At 55.7% G+C, this 20877-nt stretch carries 17 protein-coding genes and 2 tRNA genes; 8 read left to right on the top strand and 11 right to left on the bottom strand.

The window, feature by feature from the left end:
* Window positions 1–27: 27 nt before the first annotated feature.
* A complete protein-coding gene (gene tdk / locus CWR52_RS22100) occupies window positions 28–642 on the bottom strand; it encodes a thymidine kinase (protein WP_008502782.1) in 615 nt (204 codons plus the stop codon).
* A 549-nt stretch (window positions 643–1191) separates the two neighbouring features.
* Between tdk and hns the strand changes: the two genes are divergently transcribed.
* The gene (gene hns, locus CWR52_RS22095; protein ID WP_008502781.1) at window positions 1192–1605 is read left to right on the top strand and encodes a histone-like nucleoid-structuring protein H-NS; all 414 of its coding nucleotides are present in this window, start codon (window positions 1192–1194) and stop codon (window positions 1603–1605) included.
* Window positions 1606–1807: 202 nt separating this feature from the next.
* Here hns and galU read toward each other — a convergent pair whose 3' ends face one another.
* The 3 genes from galU to rssA form a co-directional block, all read right to left on the bottom strand.
* Window positions 1808–2716 carry a UTP--glucose-1-phosphate uridylyltransferase GalU gene (galU, locus tag CWR52_RS22090; protein ID WP_008502780.1) on the bottom strand — a complete coding sequence of 303 codons (909 nt, stop codon included), beginning with the start codon at window positions 2714–2716 and terminating at the stop codon, window positions 1808–1810.
* 200 nt (window positions 2717–2916) lie between these two features.
* Window positions 2917–3930 (bottom strand): two-component system response regulator RssB, encoded by a 1014-nt coding sequence (rssB, locus tag CWR52_RS22085; RefSeq protein ID WP_104950771.1) that lies wholly within the window; start codon window positions 3928–3930, stop codon window positions 2917–2919.
* Between the two features lie 91 nt (window positions 3931–4021).
* Complete coding sequence (rssA, locus tag CWR52_RS22080) at window positions 4022–4924, bottom strand: patatin-like phospholipase RssA (protein ID WP_045908968.1); 903 nt, start codon at window positions 4922–4924, stop codon at window positions 4022–4024.
* 114 nt (window positions 4925–5038) lie between these two features.
* On the opposite strand from rssA, the gene CWR52_RS22075 reads away from it, so the two are divergent.
* The 4 genes from CWR52_RS22075 (at window position 5039) to CWR52_RS22060 (ending at window position 6748) form a co-directional block, all read left to right on the top strand.
* Complete coding sequence (locus tag CWR52_RS22075; protein ID WP_114149327.1) at window positions 5039–5497, top strand: YchJ family protein; 459 nt, start codon at window positions 5039–5041, stop codon at window positions 5495–5497.
* A 46-nt stretch (window positions 5498–5543) separates the two neighbouring features.
* The gene (gene purU, locus CWR52_RS22070; RefSeq protein ID WP_023312104.1) at window positions 5544–6386 is read left to right on the top strand and encodes a formyltetrahydrofolate deformylase; all 843 of its coding nucleotides are present in this window, start codon (window positions 5544–5546) and stop codon (window positions 6384–6386) included.
* A 157-nt stretch (window positions 6387–6543) separates the two neighbouring features.
* Window positions 6544–6628, top strand: a tRNA-Tyr gene (locus CWR52_RS22065).
* Between the two features lie 35 nt (window positions 6629–6663).
* A tRNA-Tyr gene (locus CWR52_RS22060) sits at window positions 6664–6748 on the top strand.
* A 77-nt stretch (window positions 6749–6825) separates the two neighbouring features.
* Here the strand turns inward: CWR52_RS22060 and CWR52_RS22055 are convergent.
* On the bottom strand, window positions 6826–7269 hold the full coding sequence (locus tag CWR52_RS22055) for an Lrp/AsnC family transcriptional regulator (RefSeq protein WP_021240337.1): 444 nt from the start codon (window positions 7267–7269) through the stop codon (window positions 6826–6828).
* Window positions 7270–7376: 107 nt separating this feature from the next.
* Between CWR52_RS22055 and CWR52_RS22050 the strand changes: the two genes are divergently transcribed.
* Complete coding sequence (locus tag CWR52_RS22050) at window positions 7377–8273, top strand: DMT family transporter (protein ID WP_104950770.1); 897 nt, start codon at window positions 7377–7379, stop codon at window positions 8271–8273.
* Here CWR52_RS22050 and narI read toward each other — a convergent pair.
* From narI to CWR52_RS22025, 5 genes are all read right to left on the bottom strand, one after another.
* Entirely contained in the window at window positions 8270–8947 is a 678-nt protein-coding gene (gene narI / locus CWR52_RS22045; protein ID WP_023312107.1) for a respiratory nitrate reductase subunit gamma, read from the bottom strand. The two genes, CWR52_RS22050 and narI, sit on opposite strands and share 4 nt — an antisense overlap.
* Window positions 8947–9657: a nitrate reductase molybdenum cofactor assembly chaperone gene (narJ, locus tag CWR52_RS22040; protein ID WP_104950769.1), complete on the bottom strand. Its 711-nt coding sequence runs from the start codon at window positions 9655–9657 to the stop codon at window positions 8947–8949. The genes narI and narJ overlap by 1 nt, the downstream gene beginning before the upstream one ends.
* Window positions 9654–11189 (bottom strand): nitrate reductase subunit beta, encoded by a 1536-nt coding sequence (gene narH / locus CWR52_RS22035; RefSeq protein ID WP_104950768.1) that lies wholly within the window; start codon window positions 11187–11189, stop codon window positions 9654–9656. Before narH ends, narJ begins: the two co-directional genes overlap by 4 nt.
* Complete coding sequence (locus tag CWR52_RS22030; protein WP_104950767.1) at window positions 11186–14929, bottom strand: nitrate reductase subunit alpha; 3744 nt, start codon at window positions 14927–14929, stop codon at window positions 11186–11188. The genes narH and CWR52_RS22030 overlap by 4 nt, the downstream gene beginning before the upstream one ends.
* Before the next feature lie 379 nt (window positions 14930–15308).
* Complete coding sequence (locus CWR52_RS22025; protein ID WP_048989619.1) at window positions 15309–16706, bottom strand: NarK family nitrate/nitrite MFS transporter; 1398 nt, start codon at window positions 16704–16706, stop codon at window positions 15309–15311.
* A 309-nt stretch (window positions 16707–17015) separates the two neighbouring features.
* Here CWR52_RS22025 and narX point away from each other — a divergent pair, with 309 nt between their 5' ends.
* Together narX and narL are read left to right on the top strand one after the other, a co-directional pair.
* A complete protein-coding gene (gene narX / locus CWR52_RS22020; protein ID WP_104950766.1) occupies window positions 17016–18812 on the top strand; it encodes a nitrate/nitrite two-component system sensor histidine kinase NarX in 1797 nt (598 codons plus the stop codon).
* Window positions 18805–19455: a two-component system response regulator NarL gene (narL, locus tag CWR52_RS22015; RefSeq protein ID WP_008499531.1), complete on the top strand. Its 651-nt coding sequence runs from the start codon at window positions 18805–18807 to the stop codon at window positions 19453–19455. The genes narX and narL overlap by 8 nt, the downstream gene beginning before the upstream one ends.
* A gap of 3 nt (window positions 19456–19458) precedes the next feature.
* On the opposite strand, the gene CWR52_RS22010 is transcribed toward narL, so the two are convergent.
* Window positions 19459–20865 carry a YchO/YchP family invasin gene (locus tag CWR52_RS22010; RefSeq protein ID WP_104950765.1) on the bottom strand — a complete coding sequence of 469 codons (1407 nt, stop codon included), beginning with the start codon at window positions 20863–20865 and terminating at the stop codon, window positions 19459–19461.
* Window positions 20866–20877: the final 12 nt, after the last annotated feature.

Here is a 20877-nt window from a genome sequence, read left to right as displayed (position 1 = left end):
TTTTATATCTGAATAATAAGCCAGACGTTATTTTCTGTTGTCGTGCTGAATCGCCGTCAGCGAGCCTACAGACAACGCTTCTTTATAATGCTTACGGCAGACCGAAACATAGCGTTCATTGCCGCCTATCACCACCTGCTCGCCATCTGCATAAGGTTTTCCGGCCTGGTCGAGACGAAGCACCATGCTGGCTTTACGACCGCAGAAGCAGATCGTTTTCAGTTCGACAAGTTTATCCGACCAGGCGAGCAAATACTGGCTTCCTTCAAAAAGCTCCCCGCGGAAATCCGTACGCAGGCCGTAACACAGCACGGGGATATCAAGCTCATCAACTACCTCTGACAGGGCATGGACCTGTTCACGCGTCAGAAACTGGCTCTCATCGACCAGTACGCAGTGAATGGGCTGTGCCGCATGTTCTGCACGAATGTCTTCAAACAGATCGGTTTTCGGGTTAAACAGCCTGGCAGGCGACGAGAGCCCTATTCTGGAGCTCACCTTCCCTGCGCCAAAGCGATCGTCAATTTCAGCCGTATAAACAACGGTACGCATCCCGCGCTCCTGGTAATTGTACGAGGATTGCAGCAGCGCGGTGGATTTCCCGGCATTCATTGCCGAATAGTAGAAATAAAGTTGTGCCATTGGCCGTAAAACCCTAATCAATGTGTAATATTCCCGATGAGTCATTGTACCATATTTTGTCCGGTCATCAGCGATGCAGCGCACAGAGGATACGGTTCAGTGCCGCGTTCAGTACCTTCTGTTTCTGAAAATAACCCGCTAAAACATGAAGTAAACCCATTCAGCCACGCCAATATGCTATAAGTTAAGCCAAACATAACACTTCTTTTTATAGTGGAATCCCTGCTCTTTAAAATTCACTATTTATTAACTATTTCAGGCTTAACACCAGGGGTGAGAACTAATACAAAAGGCTGATATTTCTCCGCCGCAACTATAATTCCTGCGGGAAATGTCACAAAAAAAAGACGCCATCGACCGGGTTAAGCAGGTTCCGGTGATAACAACCGAGACAGCTGGGTGGTGGAATTTAAGTTAGCGTAATTAATAATAGCGGCATTATTTAGTATTTTTTGAATTCCTTACATTCCTGGCTATTGCACATCTGAATTTATGGCTCTATTATTAGGTCAACAAACCACCCCCCATTATAAGTTTGAGATTACTACAATGAGCGAAGCACTTAAAATTCTGAACAACATCCGTACTCTTCGTGCGCAGGCAAGAGAATGCACCCTCGAAACGCTTGAAGAAATGCTGGAAAAATTAGAAGTTGTAGTTAATGAACGTCGCGAAGAAGAAAGCGCTGCTGCGGCTGAAATCGAAGAACGTACTCGTAAACTGCAGCAATATCGTGAAATGCTGATTGCTGATGGTATCGATCCAAATGAATTGCTGAACAGCATGGCTGCCGCTAAAACCGGTACTAAAGCTAAGCGTGCTGCCCGTCCTGCTAAATATAGCTACGTTGATGAGAACGGCGAAACTAAAACCTGGACTGGCCAGGGTCGTACTCCTGCTGTTATCAAGAAAGCAATGGATGAGCAGGGTAAACAGCTGGACGACTTCCTGATCAAGGATTAATCGAGCCTCATTCAGAAAAATCCCGCATATTGCGGGATTTTTTTTAACCTAAATTTGTCACATACATCCTCTTACACTTTGTCATAAAGCATTATTTAGCAATTTCATCGACTGTACTTTCAGACAGGTTTTCGAGAGTGTTATGGGCATAAAAAAACCGGTGGGCAGCGCCTCACCGGTTTCGAACATTTACAGCCGTGGCTTATTTCTTAATACCTACGCTCTCTTTGAGCCAGGTTTTAAATTCTTCGCCAAGGGTATTGTGGCGGATACCATATTCAACAAACGCCTGCATATAACCGAGCTTATTACCGCAGTCATGGCTCTTACCTTTCATATGGTAGGCCTCAACGGTCTCTTTCTCGATCAGCATATCTATGGCATCTGTCAGCTGGATCTCATCACCCGCTCCTGGAGGCGTTTTAGCCAGCAGAGGCCAGATTTCAGCACTCAGGACATAGCGACCTACAACAGCAAGGTTTGAAGGCGCGACATCGGCTTTAGGCTTCTCTACGACGCCAACCATTGGCACACTCTCACCCGGCTCCAGGTTAACGCCTTTGCAGTCAACCACACCGTATGCCGTTACGTCTTCAACAGGCTCAACCATAATCTGGCTGCTGCCGGTTTCGTCGAAACGTTTGATCATTTCAGCCAGGTTATCCTGAGAAAGATCGGATTCGTATTCGTCCAGAATAACGTCAGGCAGAATTACCGCTACAGGCTCATCACCCACGACAGGGTGCGCGCACATAACAGCGTGGCCCAGACCTTTAGCCAGCCCCTGACGAACCTGCATAATGGTGACGTGTGGAGGGCAAATAGACTGAACTTCTTCTAACAGCTGACGCTTAACACGCTTTTCCAGCATGGCTTCAAGTTCAAAGCTTGTATCGAAATGGTTTTCGATAGAGTTTTTAGATGAATGCGTAACCAGCACAATTTCAGTGATGCCGGCTGCGATACATTCATTCACGACATACTGGATTAATGGCTTATCAACCAGAGGCAGCATCTCTTTAGGAATCGCCTTGGTTGCTGGTAACATCCTGGTCCCCAATCCCGCTACCGGGATAACGGCCTTTCTGACTTTCGAATTTAGGGCAGCCATTCAAATTCTCCTGAGCTGTTCAAGTTTTGAACTTTTATGCAATAAATAACGCGTTGAGTATATCAGCCTCATCCCGCAGTCCGGGTCTGAAAAGAACGCGTTGCCGATCAATTAGGATAAATACGCATGAAACCGGGCAGCGATAGTAGCACTCCCCGTAAAACACAGGTAAAGCAATCTTAAAATGACGATCCAATTGCTTATTCCGTGGACAACATTAAGCGTAACCGTCCCCCGGCCCCCCAAATTTGGCACTGCCACGAGGAACAGCGGTGGCTAATTTGATTAAGATACGCCGTTCCCAACGTCCCAAGCGGTACACCGTTACTCACCTGAATATGGTGTTCACCGGTATTCAGTGATGCATTGAGACCGGCTGAAACGAGGATCAGATTTTTTAAACCACTATGGTAATAGCCAACCAATAGCGGGAACTGTCCAGGCAGATTGGCCTGACGAAAAAGCTGGTTTACCTGTTTGAGTAAACTGCCTAACTCAGGCAACCGTTGTCCCTGATGGGATAACTGTTCCTGCAACAAACCATTAAATAGCGCACGAAGAAGTAACGCCGCTAATACACCGTTATCCCCCGCCCGGGTGACATCCAGAGAATAAAACGCAAGATCGGAATCTGACAGTGGCGCAATATCCAGCACCAGTCCTGGCTGGTCAGCGGCCACAAGCTGCCGATAATTTACGCGACAGTGTGAAATAGTTTGCTGGACGGGTGGCTGGAGTTCTTGCAACAGTTTCGCCGCGGCAGGCGGATTACTCACCAGAGCGTCCCAGTCCTGGAAAAGACGCTCCTCTTCCTCTACCCGGGAATTAAACATATTCGGATAAAGGCACGCCAGGACCGTTTCTCGCAACCGATGCAAATCCTTGACCGGCTTAAGCAGAATATCCTGTACCCCAAGACGTAATGCTTTTGCGATGTCCGCCATGTTCTCGGTGGCAGAGATCACCAGAATCGGCGTCTGATTGCCTTCGTTACGCAGATGTTCAACCAGCTTCAGTCCATTCATACGCGGCATCGCAATGTCGCAAATCATCAAATCGGGCATAATGCTGATCATTTTTTCCAGGGCCTCGATGCCATCTTCAGCCAGTGACGTCATTGCGCCCAGCGAGGATAACCACGAATCCAGTAGCGATCGGAAAACGGGCTCGTCTTCAACAATCAAAATGTGTTTTCCGGCCAATGGCTGCGTCATGGTTCCTCCCCTGGCTGACAGTAACTAAATAGTGGCATGCGATCGGCACTATCGCCTGTCAGATTTTGCTGAAGTAGTCAAAAAAAGGTGCTTAACGTGCGGTCTGCACAAAAGGCAACAATTCGTCCATTTTCTTTTCGACGGCTAACGAGCCCGCTGCGATGGCGGCCTCAGCCCGATGGAAATCAAGGGTAGAGATTTGCGGACAGTACGGCTGAATAAGAATATCCGGAGGATCGCCTGCCATACGGTTACGTTTAAGGCGGTTCTCGAGAACCTGAATTGACGTGGTCATGATTTCTATCGCCGTCGGTGCGGCAACCGAACGACGCGCGGCCAGACGCCCGATTCTTCCGCGCAGGCGTTCATGCCAGGCCAGTTTCTCGCCCTCAGCATCTTCGCTCTGGAGATTGACCGGCATGAGATCCTGTTGCATCAGGTGAGCATCGTGCTGCAAGTCGACGGCAATCACAATGTCCGCCCCCATAGCACGCGTCAGTGAGATAGGAACCGGGTTAACGACGCCACCATCGACAAGCCAGTAACCGTTGTGTGGGACAGGCGCCATGAGTCCCGGCATACTGCAGGAGGCACGCACGGCAAGATGGATATCGCCTTCGGTGAGCCAGAGCTCGCGTCCTGTGCTGAGGTTTGTCGCGACGGCGCCGAAAGGCATCTGACAATCAGTGAAGTCTTCGAGAGGCATGACCTGGCGGAACTGGTTAAAGACGCGTTCGCCGCGCAACAGTCCACCACGCTGCCAGGAGAGGTCCATCAGACGCAGCACGTCCCAGTAGCTGAAGGAGCGCACCCACGTCTCGAGTTCCGGAAGCTTCCCGCACGCATAAGCGGAGCCGACAAGCGATCCGATTGAACACCCTGCAACAATATCGACGGTAATGCCCATCTGATTTAAGGCATTAATCACGCCGATGTGCGACCATCCCCGGGCGGCACCTGAACCCAGCGCCAGCCCAATTTTAACCTTTCTCATTAGTCCTGTTTTACGTCCCCTGGATTCCTGACATGGCATCAACGCAACGCCTCAGTTAACATAGTGCTACCCGAAGCGTTTAACGCCTTTATATTTTGTTCCAGGAAGAGAATCGTGTCTCAACTCTGCCCTTGTGGTAGCGCTCTGGAGTATAGCCTATGTTGCCAGCGATATCTTTCTGGCGATCAGGTTGCACCAGACCCGTCACACCTTATGCGTTCACGGTACACTGCTTTTGTGATCAAAGACGCAGACTATCTGATTAAAACCTGGCATCCATCCTGCCGCGCAGCCGATTTCAAGCAGGACATCGAAACCGGGTTTGCGAACACGCAGTGGCTCGGCCTCACCGTCTATGAATCCTCTCCAGGCAGTCATGAGGATGAAGGTTACGTCAGCTTTGTTGCCCGTTTTACCGAGAATAATAAACCGGGTGCCATTATCGAGCGTTCCCGGTTCTTAAAGGAAAGCGGGCAATGGTATTATATTGACGGAACGCGCCCACAGTTTGGTCGTAACGATCCCTGCCCTTGTGGTTCAGGTAAAAAATTTAAAAAGTGTTGCGGGCAGTAATGCCTGACAATCCAGACTTCGCAAATACAAACAGGATTTCCCGGCGATGCAATCATTACAACGTAAAGTTCTGCGCACCATCTGTCCCGATCAAAAAGGGCTGATCGCACGAATTACCAACATTTGCTACAAACATGAACTGAATATCGTGCAGAACAACGAGTTCGTTGACCACCGTACCGGCCGCTTCTTCATGCGTACCGAACTGGAAGGTATTTTCAACGACACCACGCTGCTGGCCGATCTGGATAGCGCGCTTCCGGAAGGCTCCGTACGTGAGCTGACCCCAGCGGGCCGACGCCGCATCGTGATCCTGGTGACCAAAGAAGCACATTGCCTGGGTGACCTGCTGATGAAGGCCAACTACGGCGGTCTGGACGTTGAAATTGCTGCCGTGATTGGCAACCACGAGACGCTGCGTACGCTGGTCGAGCGCTTTGATATTCCGTTCGAGCTGGTCAGCCATGAAGGTCATACCCGCGAAGAGCACGACGATCTGATGGCGCAGGCCATTGAAGCGCATAACCCGGACTATGTGGTGCTGGCGAAATACATGCGCGTGTTAACGCCATCTTTCGTGGCGCGTTTCCCGAACAAGATCATCAACATCCACCACTCGTTCCTGCCGGCCTTTATTGGCGCGCGTCCATACCACCAGGCCTACGAGCGCGGCGTGAAGATCATCGGCGCGACCGCACACTACGTGAATGACAACCTGGACGAAGGTCCCATCATCATGCAGGACGTGATTCATGTGGATCACACCTACACGGCTGAAGACATGATGCGCGCAGGCCGTGATGTTGAGAAGAATGTGTTAAGCCGCGCGCTGTATCAGGTGCTGGCCCAGCGTGTCTTCGTTTACGGTAACAGAACCATCATTCTTTAATCTTTCGGAAAATGAATTGATTAGCTTTGCGCCTTTACGGATAAAAAGCAGGCAAACAACTTCGTTTCCCTAAAGGAAAGCTTTACAGGGGCGTCTCATTTGATATGATGCGCCCCGCTTCCAGCAGGAAGCAGGCCAGTAAAAAGCATTACCCCGTGGTGGGGTTCCCGAGCGGCCAAAGGGAGCAGACTGTAAATCTGCCGTCATCGACTTCGAAGGTTCGAATCCTTCCCCCACCACCATCTCTCAGCACGACCTCAAAATTTGAATTACCCCTGGTGGGGTTCCCGAGCGGCCAAAGGGAGCAGACTGTAAATCTGCCGTCATCGACTTCGAAGGTTCGAATCCTTCCCCCACCACCATCACTTCCCCAGCATAAAAAAACCAAGTCCGCCTTTGTAGGCCGGGTAAGGCGCAGCCGCCACCCGGCGAAAAATGGCTACATCGGCGGCAAACGACGCCTGACAGGCGAACTCTTCACAATCGACGTATTACACTGAGCATGCTCTGCCAGACCGTCCAGCAGCGCATCCAGCTGCTCTATCGATCGCACCACCAGCCTAATCACAAAGCAATCTTCCCCGGTCACTTTGTCGCTCTCAATACACTCCGGCATGGCCTGAATGTACTTATCCACCTTATGCAACAGACCCGGTAAGGGGCGAACCCTTACCAGCGCCTGCAGCGTATACCCCAGCGCCGCCAGATTCACCCGCGCACCATAACCCTGGATCACACCGCGCTCTTCCAGCCTCTTCAGGCGTTCTGCCGTGCTGGGGGACGTCAGACCGATGCGGCCGCTGAGCACCTTCAACGACATGCGCGCATCCTCAACCAGACAGGCTAAAATTTGTCGGTCGATATCATCGATAAGGCATTCCATTCTTTTCACCTAATTTTAAAAAGTCATTTACCTTTTCAACCTTATATCCCCCCTGTAAAACCCGACAGCGATTTTCGACAATAGCGTCATTAATCAGGAGGTGGATGATGCGTGATTTACATAAAGGCGTCTGGCAAATGAGCCTGGCGATGTTAATTTCCGGCTCTATCGGCGCGTTTGTTTTGCTCTCCGGTCTGCCGGTGACGGAAGTGGTGTTCTGGCGCTGTCTTATCGGAGCTATAGCGCTTTTTATTTTTATCCGGGTCAGTCAAAAGCCCTTTAATCCCCTCACCCGCACCACGCTGCTGTTCGCTATTCTCGGCGGCGTGGCGCTCGTGGTGAACTGGCTGCTGCTCTTCGCGGCCTATGAGCGGATCTCGATTGGTCTTTCGACCGTGGTGTATAACACCCAGCCGTTTATGCTGGTCTTGATGGGGATGTTTTTAGGGGAACGCGTCAGCCTGGTGAAATGGGGCTGGCTGTTTCTCGCCTTTGGCGGCGTGGTGATCCTGCTCTCCAGCGAGCTCGCCGGCGCGCATGGCAGTGAATGGCTCACCGGAATGGGTTTGGCAATGGCCGCGGCCTTCTTCTACGCGCTGACGGCAATCATTGCGCGCAAACTGAAAACAATCGCACCGCAGCATATTGCCTTTATCCAGGTGCTGACCGGCGTCGTGATGCTTTTGCCGTTTGCCAGCCTGCCGTCATTTTCTGGTGATTTCCCCTGGCCGATGCTGCTGACGCTCGGCATTGTCCATACCGGCATTATGTACCAGCTGCTCTACAGCGCGATTCAGAAGCTGCCGACGCCCATTACCGGCTCCCTGTCGTTTATCTATCCGGTGGTAGCAATTGTGGTTGATAATCTGCTTTTCGGACACGCGCTGAGCCTGACGCAACTGGCAGGCGGCGCGCTGATCCTGTTTGCTGCCGCAGGCAACAACCTGGGCTGGGGCGAAAAAAAACCCCGCGAGTGCGGGGTTGGTATCAAAACGGCAAATTAGCGACGGGCGCGTACTATCTGATATTTGCGCGTCAGGTACTCCACCGGCGCGCTCCAGATATGCACCAGGCGGGAGAACGGGAACAGCACAAACAGCGTCATCCCCAGCACCAGGTGGACACGGAAGATAAACGCTACGCCGTCCAGGTGCGCAGACGCTCCGCCGTGGAAGGTCACCACGGACTGCGCCCAGCCCACCAGCTTCATCATTTCGCTCCCGTCCATATGCTGCGCCGAGAACGGAATGGTCAACAGACCCAGCGCGCACTGCACCATCAGCAGGGAGAGGATCAGGATGTCCGCAGCGGTCGTGGTAGCACGCACGCGTGGGCTGAACAGACGACGTTTCAGCAGCAGCAGGCCACCGACTAAGGTCATCACCCCGCAGGCACCGCCGGCGATCATCGCCATCTTCTGCTTCACCTCAATCGGTAGCCACGCTTCATACATCCAGTGCGGCGTCAGCATCCCGAGGAAGTGACCGGCAAAAATGCCCAGAATACCGATGTGGAACAGGTTAGAGCCCACATGCATCCCTTTGCGATCCAGCATCTGGCTGGAGGCGGCACGCCAGGTGTACTGGCCGTAGTCGTAACGCAGCCAGCTTCCCACCAGGAACACGGTTCCCGCGATATACGGGTAAATGTCAAAGAAGAACATATTCAGGAAGTGCATTAGTGCCGTCCTCCGTTAGAGATATTCAGATATTGCGGGGCAACCGCGCCGGCAAAACGACGCTGGTGAGCGGCGATTTCAGACTCGCCGCAGTTCTGGTCAGCAAAGAATTTCACCTGCTCTTCTTCCCATACCGCATCCAGCGCCTGTGGCGTATCGTCACGGGCTTCATCGGCGATTTTCTCCGCCACTTTTTCACTGTCGACCGCGGCGTTGGCCAGCTTCACCAGCAGATCGAACAGCACCGCATAGCGGCTCTCGCGCTGCTGAAGACGCGCGCCGAGCAGCGCCAGGATCGGCGCGATGTCCTGCAGACCGCCCAGCGCCTCCTCTTTCGGCAACTGCGCCAGATATTCCAGATAGAGCGGCAGATGGTCCGGCAGCTCGCGGCTGTCGAGCTGCAGGCCGTGCTGTTCGTACTGGGCCATCAGATCCACCATCGCCTGACCGCGGTCGCGGGATTCACCGTGAACGTGTTCGAACAGCAGCAGCGAGGTCGCACGCCCCCGATCAAACAGCTGACTGTAGTCCGCCTGCGCATCAAGAAGATCGCGCGCCAGCAGGTCACGGAGGAAAACGCCCAACTTCTGAGCATCTTCTTTATCCAGGTTTTCAGATGCCGTAAGCGCATCAAAAAGTTCCTGCTGATGCTGCGCAAGCGCCGCATCCGGGTACTCAAGCAGACGCGAAACAATGACGAGTTCAATCATGAGTGCGGCTCCGTTTTACTGGTCACATCCATGGCGTCGATGCGGCGGCTGTTGAACAGGTTGAATTTGCTGTCTGACCCGTGGCAACCATCGCCAAAGCTAAAGCCACAGCCATTTTTTTCAGGGAAGGCTTCGCGGGCCAGCTCACGGTGGCTGCTCGGCACCACGAAACGGTCTTCGTAGTTGGCAATCGCGAGATAGCGGTACATCTCCTGCGCCTGCGCTTCGGTCAGACCAACCTCTTCCAGCGCGCGGGTATCGGTCACGCCGTCCACGGTTTCCGCACGTTTGAAGTGACGCATCGCCAGCATACGCTTCAGCGCCAGCAGTACGGGCTGGGTATCCCCGGCGGTCAGCAGGTTGGCCAGGTACTGAACCGGAATACGCAGGCTCTCCACGTCCGGCAGAATGCCGTTGCTGCCCAGCTCGCCCGCGTCAGCGGCAGACTGAATCGGCGACAGCGGCGGCACGTACCAGACCATCGGCAGCGTGCGGTATTCCGGATGCAGCGGCAGGGCCAGCTTCCAGTCCATCGCCATCTTGTACACCGGAGACTGCTGCGCGGCGTCAATCACGCTCTGCGGAATGCCGTCCTTCAGCGCCTGCTCAATCACCTTCGGATCGTTCGGATCGAGGAACACGTCCAGCTGAAGCTGATAAAGATCCTTCTCGTTCTCGGTGCTCGCGGCGTTTTCAATCGCGTCCGCGTCGTACAACAGCACGCCGAGGTAGCGAATACGGCCTACGCAGCTTTCGGAACAGACGGTCGGCATACCGGCTTCGATACGCGGGTAGCAGAAGATGCACTTCTCAGACTTGCCGCTCTTCCAGTTGAAGTAGATCTTTTTGTACGGGCAGCCGGTGATGCACATACGCCAGCCGCGGCACTTGTCCTGGTCGATCAGCACGATGCCATCTTCTTCACGCTTGTAGATGGCGCCGCTCGGACAGGTCGCCACGCATGCCGGGTTAAGACAGTGCTCGCACAGGCGCGGCAGATACATCATGAAGGTGTTTTCGAACTGGCCGTACATCGCCTTCTGCATGTTCTCGAAGTTCTGGTCTTTGGCGCGTTTCTCGAACTCGCCGCCCAGAATCTCTTCCCAGTTTGGACCGCTGGTAATTTTGTCCATGCGCTGACCGGTGATCAGCGAGCGAGGACGGGCGATCGGCTGGTGTTTGCCTTCCGGCGCGTTGTGCAGGTTCTGGTAGTCGTAATCAAACGGCTCGTAGTAATCCTCGATGCCCGGCAGATGCGGGTTAGCGAAGATTTTTCCCAGAAGCCAAGCGCGGTTACCCATGCGCGGCTGCAGCTTGCCGTTGATTTTACGGATCCAGCCGCCCTTCCACTTCTCCTGGTTTTCCCAGTCGGTCGGGAAGCCGGTGCCCGGCTTGCTTTCCACGTTGTTGAACCAGGCGTACTCCATACCTTCACGGCTGGTCCAGACGTTTTTACAGGTGACTGAGCAGGTATGACAGCCGATGCATTTATCCAGATTCAGCACCATGCCGACTTGTGAACGAATTTTCATTTTACGCTCTCCTGTACCTGGTCATTACCTTCGCCATCTAACCAGTTAATATTCTTCATCTTACGTACCACCACGAACTCATCGCGGTTCGATCCTACGGTGCCGTAGTAGTTAAAGCCGTAGGCCAGTTGGGCATAACCACCGATCATGTGGGTCGGCTTCGGCGTAATGCGGGTCACGGAGTTGTGGATCCCGCCGCGCTGCTCGGTGATCTCAGATCCCGGCAGGTTAACGATACGTTCCTGCGCGTGGTACATCATGGTCATCCCGGCCGGTACGCGCTGGCTCACCACCGCACGTGCCGTCAGGGCGCCGTTACTGTTGAACACTTCGATCCAGTCGTTATCTTCGATACCCAGATCTTTGGCGTCCGCTTCGCTCATCCAGACAATCGGACCGCCGCGCGACAGGGTCAGCATCAGCAGGTTGTCGCTGTAGGTGGAGTGAATACCCCACTTCTGGTGCGGCGTCAGGAAGTTCAGCGCCTTCTCAGGGTTGCCGTTCGATTTCGCGCCCATCACGGCTTTCACGGAGCGTGTGTCGATTGGCGGACGGTAAACCAGCAGGCTTTCACCGAAGTCACGCATCCACTGGTGATCCTGATACAGCGACTGGCGACCGGACAGGGTGCGCCATGGGATCAGCTCGTGAACGTTGGTGTAGCCCGCGTTATAGGACACATGCTCGTCTTCCAGGCCTGACCAGGTCGGGCTGGAGATAATCTTGCGCGGCTGGGCCTGAATATCGCGGAAGCGGATTTTCTCTTCCTCTTTATTCGTCGCCAGGTGGGTATGGTCGCGACCGGTGAACTCGCTCAGGGCCGCCCAGGCCTTCACCGCCACGTGGCCGTTGGTTTCCGGTGCCAGGGTCAGGATCATCTCCGCCGCATCAATTGCCGTGTTCAGCATTGGCTGGCCTTTGGCCGGGCCGTCCGCTTTGGTGTAATTGAGCTTGCGCAGCAGATCCATTTCGCTCTGGGTGTTCCAGGCGATGCCTTTGCCGCCGTTACCGATTTTCTCCATCAGCGGGCCGATGGAGGTAAAGCGCTCGTAGGTTGCCGGGTAGTCACGTTCAACCGGAATGATGTGCGGTGCGGTCACGCCCGGGATCAGGTCGCATTCGCCTTTTTTCCAGTCCTTAACGTCCAGCGGCTGCGCCAGTTCGGCGGCAGAGTCGTGCTGGATGGGCAGCGTCACCACGTCGGTCTCTTTGCCGAGGTGCCCCACGCAGACTTCGGAGAATGTCTTCGCGATGTCTTTGTAGATCTCCCAGTCGCTTTTCGATTCCCACGCCGGGTCAACGGCCGCAGACAGCGGATGAATAAACGGATGCATATCCGAGGTATTCATATCGTCTTTTTCGTACCAGGTCGCGGTTGGCAGCACGATGTCGGAGTACAGGCAGGTGCTGGACAGGCGGAAGTCGAGGGTGACCACCAGATCCAGCTTGCCGTCGAGACCGTTGTCTTTCCACTCCACCTCTTCCGGCTTCACGCCGCCCTGTTTGCCGAGATCTTTACCCTGGATACCGTTTTCGGTACCGAGCAGGTATTTCAGCATGTACTCGTGGCCTTTACCGGACGAGCCCAGCAGGTTGGATCGCCAGATGAACAGGTTACGCGGATGGTTTTTACCGTTCTCCGGCTGTTCCGCCGCGAAGCGGATTGAGCCATCCTTCAGCGATTTCACGGTGTAATCCACCGGTGACATGCCCGCCTGCTTTGCCGCTTCCGCGATGCGCAGCGGGTTAGTGCCCAGCTGCGGCGCAGACGGCAGCCAGCCCATGCGCTCGGCGCGCACGTTGAAGTCAATCAGGTGGCCACTGTAGCGGGATTTATCCGCCATCGGCGACAGCAGCTCCTGCGCGGTGACCGTCTCGTAGCGCCACTGGCTGGAGTGGTTATAGAAGTAAGAGGTGCTGTTCATGTGGCGTGCCGGACGCTGCCAGTCGAGGGCAAACGCCAGCGGCTGCCAGCCGGTCTGCGGACGCAGTTTTTCCTGGCCCACGTAGTGCGCCCAGCCGCCGCCGCTCTGACCGACGCAGCCGCAGAAGATCAGCATGTTGATCAGGCCGCGATAGTTCATATCGAGGTGATACCAGTGGTTCAGACCCGCACCGACGATGATCATTGAGCGACCATGGGTTTTGTCGGCATTTTCCGCGAACTCGCGGGCGATACGCACGATCTGCGCGCGTGGAACGCCGGTGATCTGCTCTGCCCATGCTGGGGTGTAGGCTTTCACGTCGTCATAGCCGGTAGCGCAGTTTTCATCGCCCAGGCCGCGTTCAAGGCCGTAGTTCGCCATGGTCAGGTCATAAACGGTGGTGACCAGCGCGGTAGACCCGTCGGCCAGTTGCAGGCGTTTTACCGGCAGCTTGTGCATCAGTACGTTTTTCAGTTCAACCTTGTTGAAGTGCTCGGAACCTTCACCGCCGAAGTATGGGAAGCCCACCTCGGCGATCTCGTCCTGGCTACCCAGCATGCTCAGGCGCAGTTCCGTCTCTTCACCGGTCGTGCCGTTACGCTGCTCAAGGTTCCACTTGCCCTTCTCGCCCCAGCGGAAGCCGATAGAGCCGTTTGGCGCCACCAGTTCGCCGTTGCTGTTATAGGCAACGGTTTTCCACTCTGGGTTATTTTCCTGGCCCAGCGCGTCCACCAGATCGGCTGCACGCAGCGTGCGGCCTGCGGCATAGTACCCGTCACGCGCTTCCAGCATGACCAGCATCGGCATGTCGGTGTAGCGACGGACGTAGTCGGTGAAGTACTGGCTTGGTTTATCCAGATGGAACTCGCGCAGCATGACGTGGCCCATTGCCATCGCCATCGCCGCATCGGTACCCTGTTTCGGTGCCAGCCACAGATCGCACAGCTTGGCGATTTCGGCGTAGTCCGGGGTCACCGCCACGGTTTTGGTGCCTTTGTAACGCACTTCGGTAAAGAAGTGCGCGTCCGGCGTACGGGTCTGCGGCACGTTTGAGCCCCAGGCGATGATGTAGCTGGAGTTGTACCAGTCTGCGGATTCCGGCACGTCGGTCTGTTCGCCCCAGGTCTGCGGAGACGCCGGCGGCAGGTCGCAGTACCAGTCGTAGAAGCTCAGACAGGTACCGCCGATTAAGGAGAGATAGCGCGCGCCGGAAGCGTAAGAGACCATCGACATCGCCGGGATTGGCGAGAAGCCCGCCACGCGGTCAGGACCGTAGGTTTTCACGGTGTAGACGTTGGAGGCGGCAATCAGCTCGTTCACCTCTTTCCAGGAAGAGCGAACGAAACCACCTCGGCCGCGAGCCTGCTTGAAGCTTTTCGCTTTATCCGCGTCTTCAATGATAGAGGCCCAGGCATCCACCGGATCGCTGTGTTGCACTTTCGCTTCACGCCACATTTTCATCAGGCGCTTGCGCATCAGGGGGTATTTCAGACGGTTCGCGCTGTAGAGATACCAGGAGTAGCTGGCGCCACGCGGGCAGCCGCGCGGTTCGTGGTTCGGCATATCCGGGCGGGTGCGCGGGTAGTCGGTCTGCTGCATTTCCCAGGTCACCAGACCGTTTTTAACGAAAATTTTCCAGCTACATGAGCCAGTGCAGTTCACGCCGTGGGTCGAACGGACGACTTTGTCATGCTGCCAGCGCTGGCGGTAACCGTCTTCCCAGTCCCGGTTGGTATCCAGAACCTGGCCGTGCCCATCGGCAAACGTTTCGCCCTTCTGCTTGAAGTAGCGAAACCGGTCCAAAAATTTGCTCATCGGGTATCTCCTGTGTGGAGCCTGTGGCTCTCTAAATCGACATTGCTGATTTGCAGCGAAGGTAACGCCCTGAAAGAGGGGGAGAATTGATAACGATCAAGACGACGAGGGACTTTCAGGGGAGGGGTTACACCGAATACCACCAAAGCGGTATCATTTAAAATTCCATATCCATATGAAATATATCGTTATTTTTAATTTATCGTACAAACCGCCAGGCAAAATTTAACATCTCAGGTATTAAGGGGTAGAGCGCCCTGTAAAGCGATGGCGATCACAGTGCTGCCTGCGGATTTCCTCTGCATGGCAACCAGTATGTTGTAACTATTTTGACGCAAAAAAAACGCGGCCCGAAGGCCGCGTAAACGGATAATCACACTTACTTATTTTTCTTGGTATTACGGCCATATACCAGCCACGTAATCACGACGCAGGCGATATAGAAGACGAGGAAGACTTTCATGGCACCGGCCGGAGAGCCGGTCAGGTCCAGAGAGATACCGAACGCTTTCGGGATAAAGAAGCCGCCAATCGCGCCGATGGCGGAGATAAAGCCCAGCGCCGCAGCCGTATCCGTCGCCGCTTCGCGCATGGCCTGCTCTTCGCTTCCGCCCTGCGCTTTTACGCGGTCCATGGTCAGCTTACGGAAGATCACAGAGATCATCTGGAAGGTGGACGCGCTCCCCAGCCCGGCCGTCAGGAACAGCACCATAAACACGCCGAAGAAGGCGATGAAGTTACCGCCCTGTCCGTCGGCTGGCAGCGTGAGGAACAGCAGCGCACAGAAGACCGCCATCACGACAAAGTTAACCAGCGTCACGCGGGTACCGCCCAGGCGGTCAGACACCATGCCGCCCAGCGAACGTGCCAGGGCGCCAATAAACGGCCCGAAGAAGGCAAAGTGCAGGATCTGAATCTCGGGGAACTGCGTTTTCGACAGCATCGCGAAGCCCGCAGAGAAGCCGATAAACGAACCGAAGGTGGCCAGATACAGCAACGCCATCACCCAGAGGTGTCCACGCTTCAGCACCGGCAGCTGTTCGCTCAGCGACGCCTTCGACGCGGACAGGTCATTCATAAAGAACCAGGCTGCGAGGGTGAATACCACGAGGAACGGTACCCAGATCCAGGCTGCGTTTTGCAGATAGAGGGAAGAACCGTCCGCCTGCTCAACGCCACCGCCACCAAAGGCTGCAAAAATGGAGACCGAGATCGCCAGGGGAGCGATCAGCTGCATCACGCTCACACCCATATTGCCCAGACCGCCGTTAATCCCCAGCGCGCCACCCTGCTTCGCTTTCGGGAAGAAGAAGCTGATGTTGGCCATACTGGAGGCGAAGTTCGCCCCGGCAAAACCGCACAGCAGGGAGATAATCACGAACACGCTGAACGGCGTGGAGGTATCCTGCACCGCGAAGCCCAGCCACACGCAGGGGACGATCATGATGCCCGTACTGAACGCCGTCCAGCGACGGCCGCCAAAGACCGGCACCATAAACGCGTAAGGGACGCGCAGCAGCGCGCCTGACAGCGACGGCAGCGCGGTCAGCATAAACAGCTGATCGGTCGTGAACGTAAAGCCGACTTTAGGCAGGTTTACCGCCACCGCGCTAAACAACATCCATACGCAAAACGCTAATAATAAACACGGCACGGAAATCCACAGATTTCGGCTTGCTACACGATGGCCGCGCTGTTGCCAGAACGCCGGATCCTCTGGACGCCAGTCAGTAATAACGGCACCATTTTCCCTTTCGGGAGCGGATGAGTGACTCATAGACACCTCTGATTCTCGAATGATGCTGCAAACATTAGGGTTTTAGGGCGGCGGTAAGTTGATATAAATCAAAGGAAAAGTGGGAGGATTTGCGGCACAAAAAAAGGTGTTATCCTTAGTGAGTAGGCTAATTCGGTAAAAAAGACGTGGTTTTTCACGGCACTGACGATTCCCTGCAACGCCCACCTCTTGCCCCCTACTCCGTTGGCAATTTAGGGGTAATCCTTTATTGGTATGGGTATACTCCAGGGTATGCACCAGAATAGCGCCATTCCTGCAAGCAGGCCACGTCAGGAGCACGCCCACTCAATGTTAAAAAGATGCTTATCTCCGTTAACGCTCGTGAATCAGCTCGCCCTGATTGTTTTGCTGTCTACCGCCATCGGCGTGACCGGCATGGCGATCTCCGGCTGGCTGGTACAAGGGGTACAGGGTAATGCGCATGCCATCAACGAGGCAGGCTCACTACGCATGCAGAGTTATCGCCTGCTGGCGGCGGTTCCCCTGACGCAGGACGATCGGCCTTTAATCGATGAAATGGAGCGCACGGCGTTCAGCCCCGAACTGGAAAACGCCGCCATCCGCGCAGGCCAGCAGTCCCAGCTTAAGGCCCTTCAGGGGTACTGGCACACCCAGCTACAGCCGGGCCTGAAACAGGCGCGCAGTACAGAAGCCGTTGCCCAGGACGTGGCGGGGTTTGTCTCCCGCATTGACGCGCTGGTCTCCGCGTTCGACCAGACGACCGAATTACGCATCGACCGGGTGGTGATGGTGCACCGGGCCATGGCGCTGTTTATGGGTCTGCTGCTGATCTTCACCATCGTCTGGCTCCGCGCGCGTCTGCTGAATCCCTGGAAACAGCTGCTGGCAATGGCCCGCGCGGTCACCGCACGCGATTTTACCCAGCGCACGCACATCAGCGGGCGCAACGAGATGGCCATGCTTGGCCAGGCACTCAATACCATGTCGGCAGAGCTCTCCGAGAGCTACGCGGTGCTGGAACAGCGCGTACAGGAAAAAACGGCCGGGCTGGAGCAGAAAAACGAGATCCTCTCCTTCCTCTGGCAGGCCAACCGTCGGCTGCACATGCAGGTGCCGTTGTGTGAACGTCTTTCGCCGGTGCTGAACGGCCTGCAAAATCTGACCCTGCTGCGTGACCTGGAGCTACGGGTCTACGATGTGGAAGACGAAGAGAACCACCAGGAATTTACCTGTCAGTCCGATATGTCCTGCGATGACAAAGGCTGCCATCTTTGCCCTCGTGGCCTGCCGCCGCTGACCTCCGGCGGCACGACCCTGAAGTGGCGCCTGACGGACAGCCACACCCAGTACGGCATTCTGCTGGCCACCCTGCCAACCGGACGCCACCTGAGCCACGACCAGCAGCAGCTGGTGGACACCCTGGTTGAACAGCTAACGGCCACGCTGGCGCTCGACAGGCATCAGGAAAAACAACAGCAGCTTATCGTCATGGAAGAGCGCGCGACCATCGCCCGTGAGCTGCACGACTCCATCGCCCAGTCGCTCTCCTGTATGAAGATGCAGGTGAGCTGCCTGCAGATGCAGGATGCGGAGATGCCCGACAGCAACAAGCAACTGCTCAGCCAGATCCGCAACGAGCTGAACACCTCCTGGGTACAGTTGCGAGAGCTGCTGACCACTTTCCGCCTGCAGCTGACCGAGCCGGGCCTGCGCCCGGCGCTGGAATCAAGCTGTCACGAATTTAGCGCCCGGCTGGGGTTCCCGGTGAAGCTGGATTATCAGCTGCCGCCGCGGTTTGTCCCCTCCCATCAGGCCATCCATCTACTGCAGATCGCCCGCGAAGCGCTGAGCAACGTGCTTAAACACGCTGAAGCAACGGCGGTCACGGTCACCGTCAGCCAGCACGACAATCAGGTGAAACTGACGGTTCACGATAACGGCCGCGGCGTGCCGGAAAATGCCGAACGCACTAACCACTATGGTTTAATCATTATGCGAGACCGCGCTCAAAGCCTGCGCGGTGATTGCCAGGTTCGCCGGAGAGAAACGGGCGGCACGGAAGTTGTCGTCACCTTTATTCCCGAGAAACCGCTCACAACTGCTCAAGGAGAAACCCATGACTAATCAGGAACCGGCATCCATCCTGTTGATCGACGACCATCCGATGCTGCGTACTGGCGTGAAACAGCTGGTCAGCATGGCACCCGATATCACCGTGGTGGGCGAAGCCAGTAACGGTGAACAGGGTATTGAGCTTGCCGAGTCCCTCGATCCCGATCTGATCCTGCTCGATCTGAATATGCCGGGCATGAACGGTCTGGAAACCCTCGACAAGCTGCGGGAAAAATCGCTTTCCGGACGCATCGTCGTCTTTAGCGTGTCGAACCATGAAGAGGATGTGGTCACGGCGCTGAAGCGCGGGGCGGATGGCTATCTGCTGAAAGACATGGAGCCGGAAGATCTGCTTAAGGCGCTGCAGCAGGCGGCGGCGGGCGAGATGGTATTGAGCGAAGCCTTAACGCCGGTGCTGGCCGCCAGCCTGCGCGCTAACCGCGCCACCTCTGACCGTGACGTCAGCCAGCTCACGCCGCGCGAGCGCGATATTCTCAAACTGATTGCCCAGGGCCTGCCGAACAAAATGATCGCTCGCCGCCTGGACATCACCGAAAGCACGGTCAAAGTGCACGTGAAGCATATGCTGAAGAAAATGAAGCTAAAATCCCGCGTTGAAGCCGCCGTGTGGGTGCATCAGGAACGTATTTTCTAAGGATTACTCCTCCGGCAGCAGCTTCCAGCGGGGATCGTCGTCAGGCAGTGCGACCAGCGGCTGCACCACGGCAAGCGTGATCTCATTGGACGAGACGCGCTGGCCTTTCTCATCTTCTACCACCGCCGACAGGTGCCAGCGGTTTGTCGCCCCTTCCCGATCGTCCCAGGCAGGGATAATCACGCTCCAGCCGTCGCTGCTGTTGCTTTTCGCCGGCGACGTCAGGCTCAGTGCCTGCGTATCGCCCTGCCAGTGGATCTGGCGGATGCCGTGCGTGCTGCGAACCTGAAGCTTCAGCATCACGGTCTCGCCCCCTTTCAGATCCCACGGCGGCGTGGCCAGCCAGACGGACAGCGTTTTACGCTGGCGGAACTCGATCACCGGCAGGCTGGTGCGCTCCGGTGAGTCGTAGCGGCTGCCGCGCAGGGAGCGCGTGGCGGCGACCTCATCGGCGGATAGCTGCTTTGCCAGTGGCACGCCAAAGCGATAGTTGAGCTTCAGCCCGAGGTTATTCTGGCTCGCGCCGCTTTCGCCCTGCTTATGCCCGGCGGTCAGCGTCACCAGCGGAACGGGGGTATAGTTAAGCCCCAGATTCACCGCCACAGGATTGTGATAGCCGGTGCCGCTGTTGAACAGGTCGACGTTATCGCCAAAATATTGCTCAAAGCTGACGCTGGTATTCAGATGATGGAACCACGGCAGCCAGGCTTTAGCGGTCACGTCATATCCGCGCGCCATGCGCTGCTCCTGAACGTCAGATCGCGCGCGCCATCCGGCAAAGGGCTGATAATAGTTCGCTGACAGGCGCAGATTTTCCCCCCACGCTTCCGCCCCCAGCCCGGCACGCTGCAGGTTTTCATCCAGAAGATTATCGTAAAAGGTGTTGTAGCCCAGCAGCCACTTCCCGGCGACCCAGCGCTGACCGATTCCGGCATTGCTGACCAGGCCATCCGTCTGCTGCGTCAGGCCAAGCTGGCTCCAGCTCAGGTAGCGGTTAGTATCATTCCACGGGATAAACCAGCTCCCGCTGCTACCGTTAAATTTGCCATCGTTATCGACCAGCAAATTGACGCTGGCATTCCCCCAGGGTGACAGCCAGGATTCAATCTGCTGGTTCACTTCCCCGCTTACCGCGTCGCGCACCTGACCAAAGGCAAACTGACGCGCCTGCTCGCCGGTCGTCAGGCCATTGTCGGTCATGCTGGCCTCACCGAAGGCTTTCGCCATTTCGGCAAGGTGTTTTTCCCCTTCGCCAGTGGGCGCCGCCATGCCGAGATCGGGCAGACTATCCCCATTATTATCAAAGGGGTGCTGCGCCTGATGCATAAAGGAATTCGGCGCACCGTGAACGGCTCCGGCCGTAAGAAGGGGGAGTAAAAACAGCAAACGAATGCGGGACGATACAGCCATCAACGTCGTCAA

The organism is Enterobacter sp. SGAir0187 (genome assembly GCF_002952735.2).
GTDB lineage: Bacteria > Pseudomonadota > Gammaproteobacteria > Enterobacterales > Enterobacteriaceae > Enterobacter > Enterobacter quasiroggenkampii.
This window is presented reverse-complemented; position numbering and strand designations above follow the sequence as displayed.

Excerpts from the sequence above, each read along its gene's own strand:
- tdk (WP_008502782.1), bottom strand. The coding sequence starts at position 642 with ATGGCACAACTTTATTTCTACTATTCGGCAATGAATGCCGGGAAATCC.
- hns (WP_008502781.1), top strand. The coding sequence starts at position 1,192 with ATGAGCGAAGCACTTAAAATTCTGAACAACATCCGTACTCTTCGTGCG.
- galU (WP_008502780.1), bottom strand. The coding sequence starts at position 2,716 with ATGGCTGCCCTAAATTCGAAAGTCAGAAAGGCCGTTATCCCGGTAGCG.
- rssB (WP_104950771.1), bottom strand. The coding sequence starts at position 3,930 with ATGACGCAGCCATTGGCCGGAAAACACATTTTGATTGTTGAAGACGAG.
- rssA (WP_045908968.1), bottom strand. The coding sequence starts at position 4,924 with ATGAGAAAGGTTAAAATTGGGCTGGCGCTGGGTTCAGGTGCCGCCCGG.
- purU (WP_023312104.1), top strand. The coding sequence starts at position 5,544 with ATGCAATCATTACAACGTAAAGTTCTGCGCACCATCTGTCCCGATCAA.
- CWR52_RS22055 (WP_021240337.1), bottom strand. The coding sequence starts at position 7,269 with ATGGAATGCCTTATCGATGATATCGACCGACAAATTTTAGCCTGTCTG.
- CWR52_RS22050 (WP_104950770.1), top strand. The coding sequence starts at position 7,377 with ATGCGTGATTTACATAAAGGCGTCTGGCAAATGAGCCTGGCGATGTTA.
- narI (WP_023312107.1), bottom strand. The coding sequence starts at position 8,947 with ATGCACTTCCTGAATATGTTCTTCTTTGACATTTACCCGTATATCGCG.
- narJ (WP_104950769.1), bottom strand. The coding sequence starts at position 9,657 with ATGATTGAACTCGTCATTGTTTCGCGTCTGCTTGAGTACCCGGATGCG.
- narH (WP_104950768.1), bottom strand. The coding sequence starts at position 11,189 with ATGAAAATTCGTTCACAAGTCGGCATGGTGCTGAATCTGGATAAATGC.
- CWR52_RS22030 (WP_104950767.1), bottom strand. The coding sequence starts at position 14,929 with ATGAGCAAATTTTTGGACCGGTTTCGCTACTTCAAGCAGAAGGGCGAA.
- CWR52_RS22025 (WP_048989619.1), bottom strand. The coding sequence starts at position 16,706 with ATGAGTCACTCATCCGCTCCCGAAAGGGAAAATGGTGCCGTTATTACT.
- narX (WP_104950766.1), top strand. The coding sequence starts at position 17,016 with ATGTTAAAAAGATGCTTATCTCCGTTAACGCTCGTGAATCAGCTCGCC.
- narL (WP_008499531.1), top strand. The coding sequence starts at position 18,805 with ATGACTAATCAGGAACCGGCATCCATCCTGTTGATCGACGACCATCCG.
- CWR52_RS22010 (WP_104950765.1), bottom strand. The coding sequence starts at position 20,865 with ATGGCTGTATCGTCCCGCATTCGTTTGCTGTTTTTACTCCCCCTTCTT.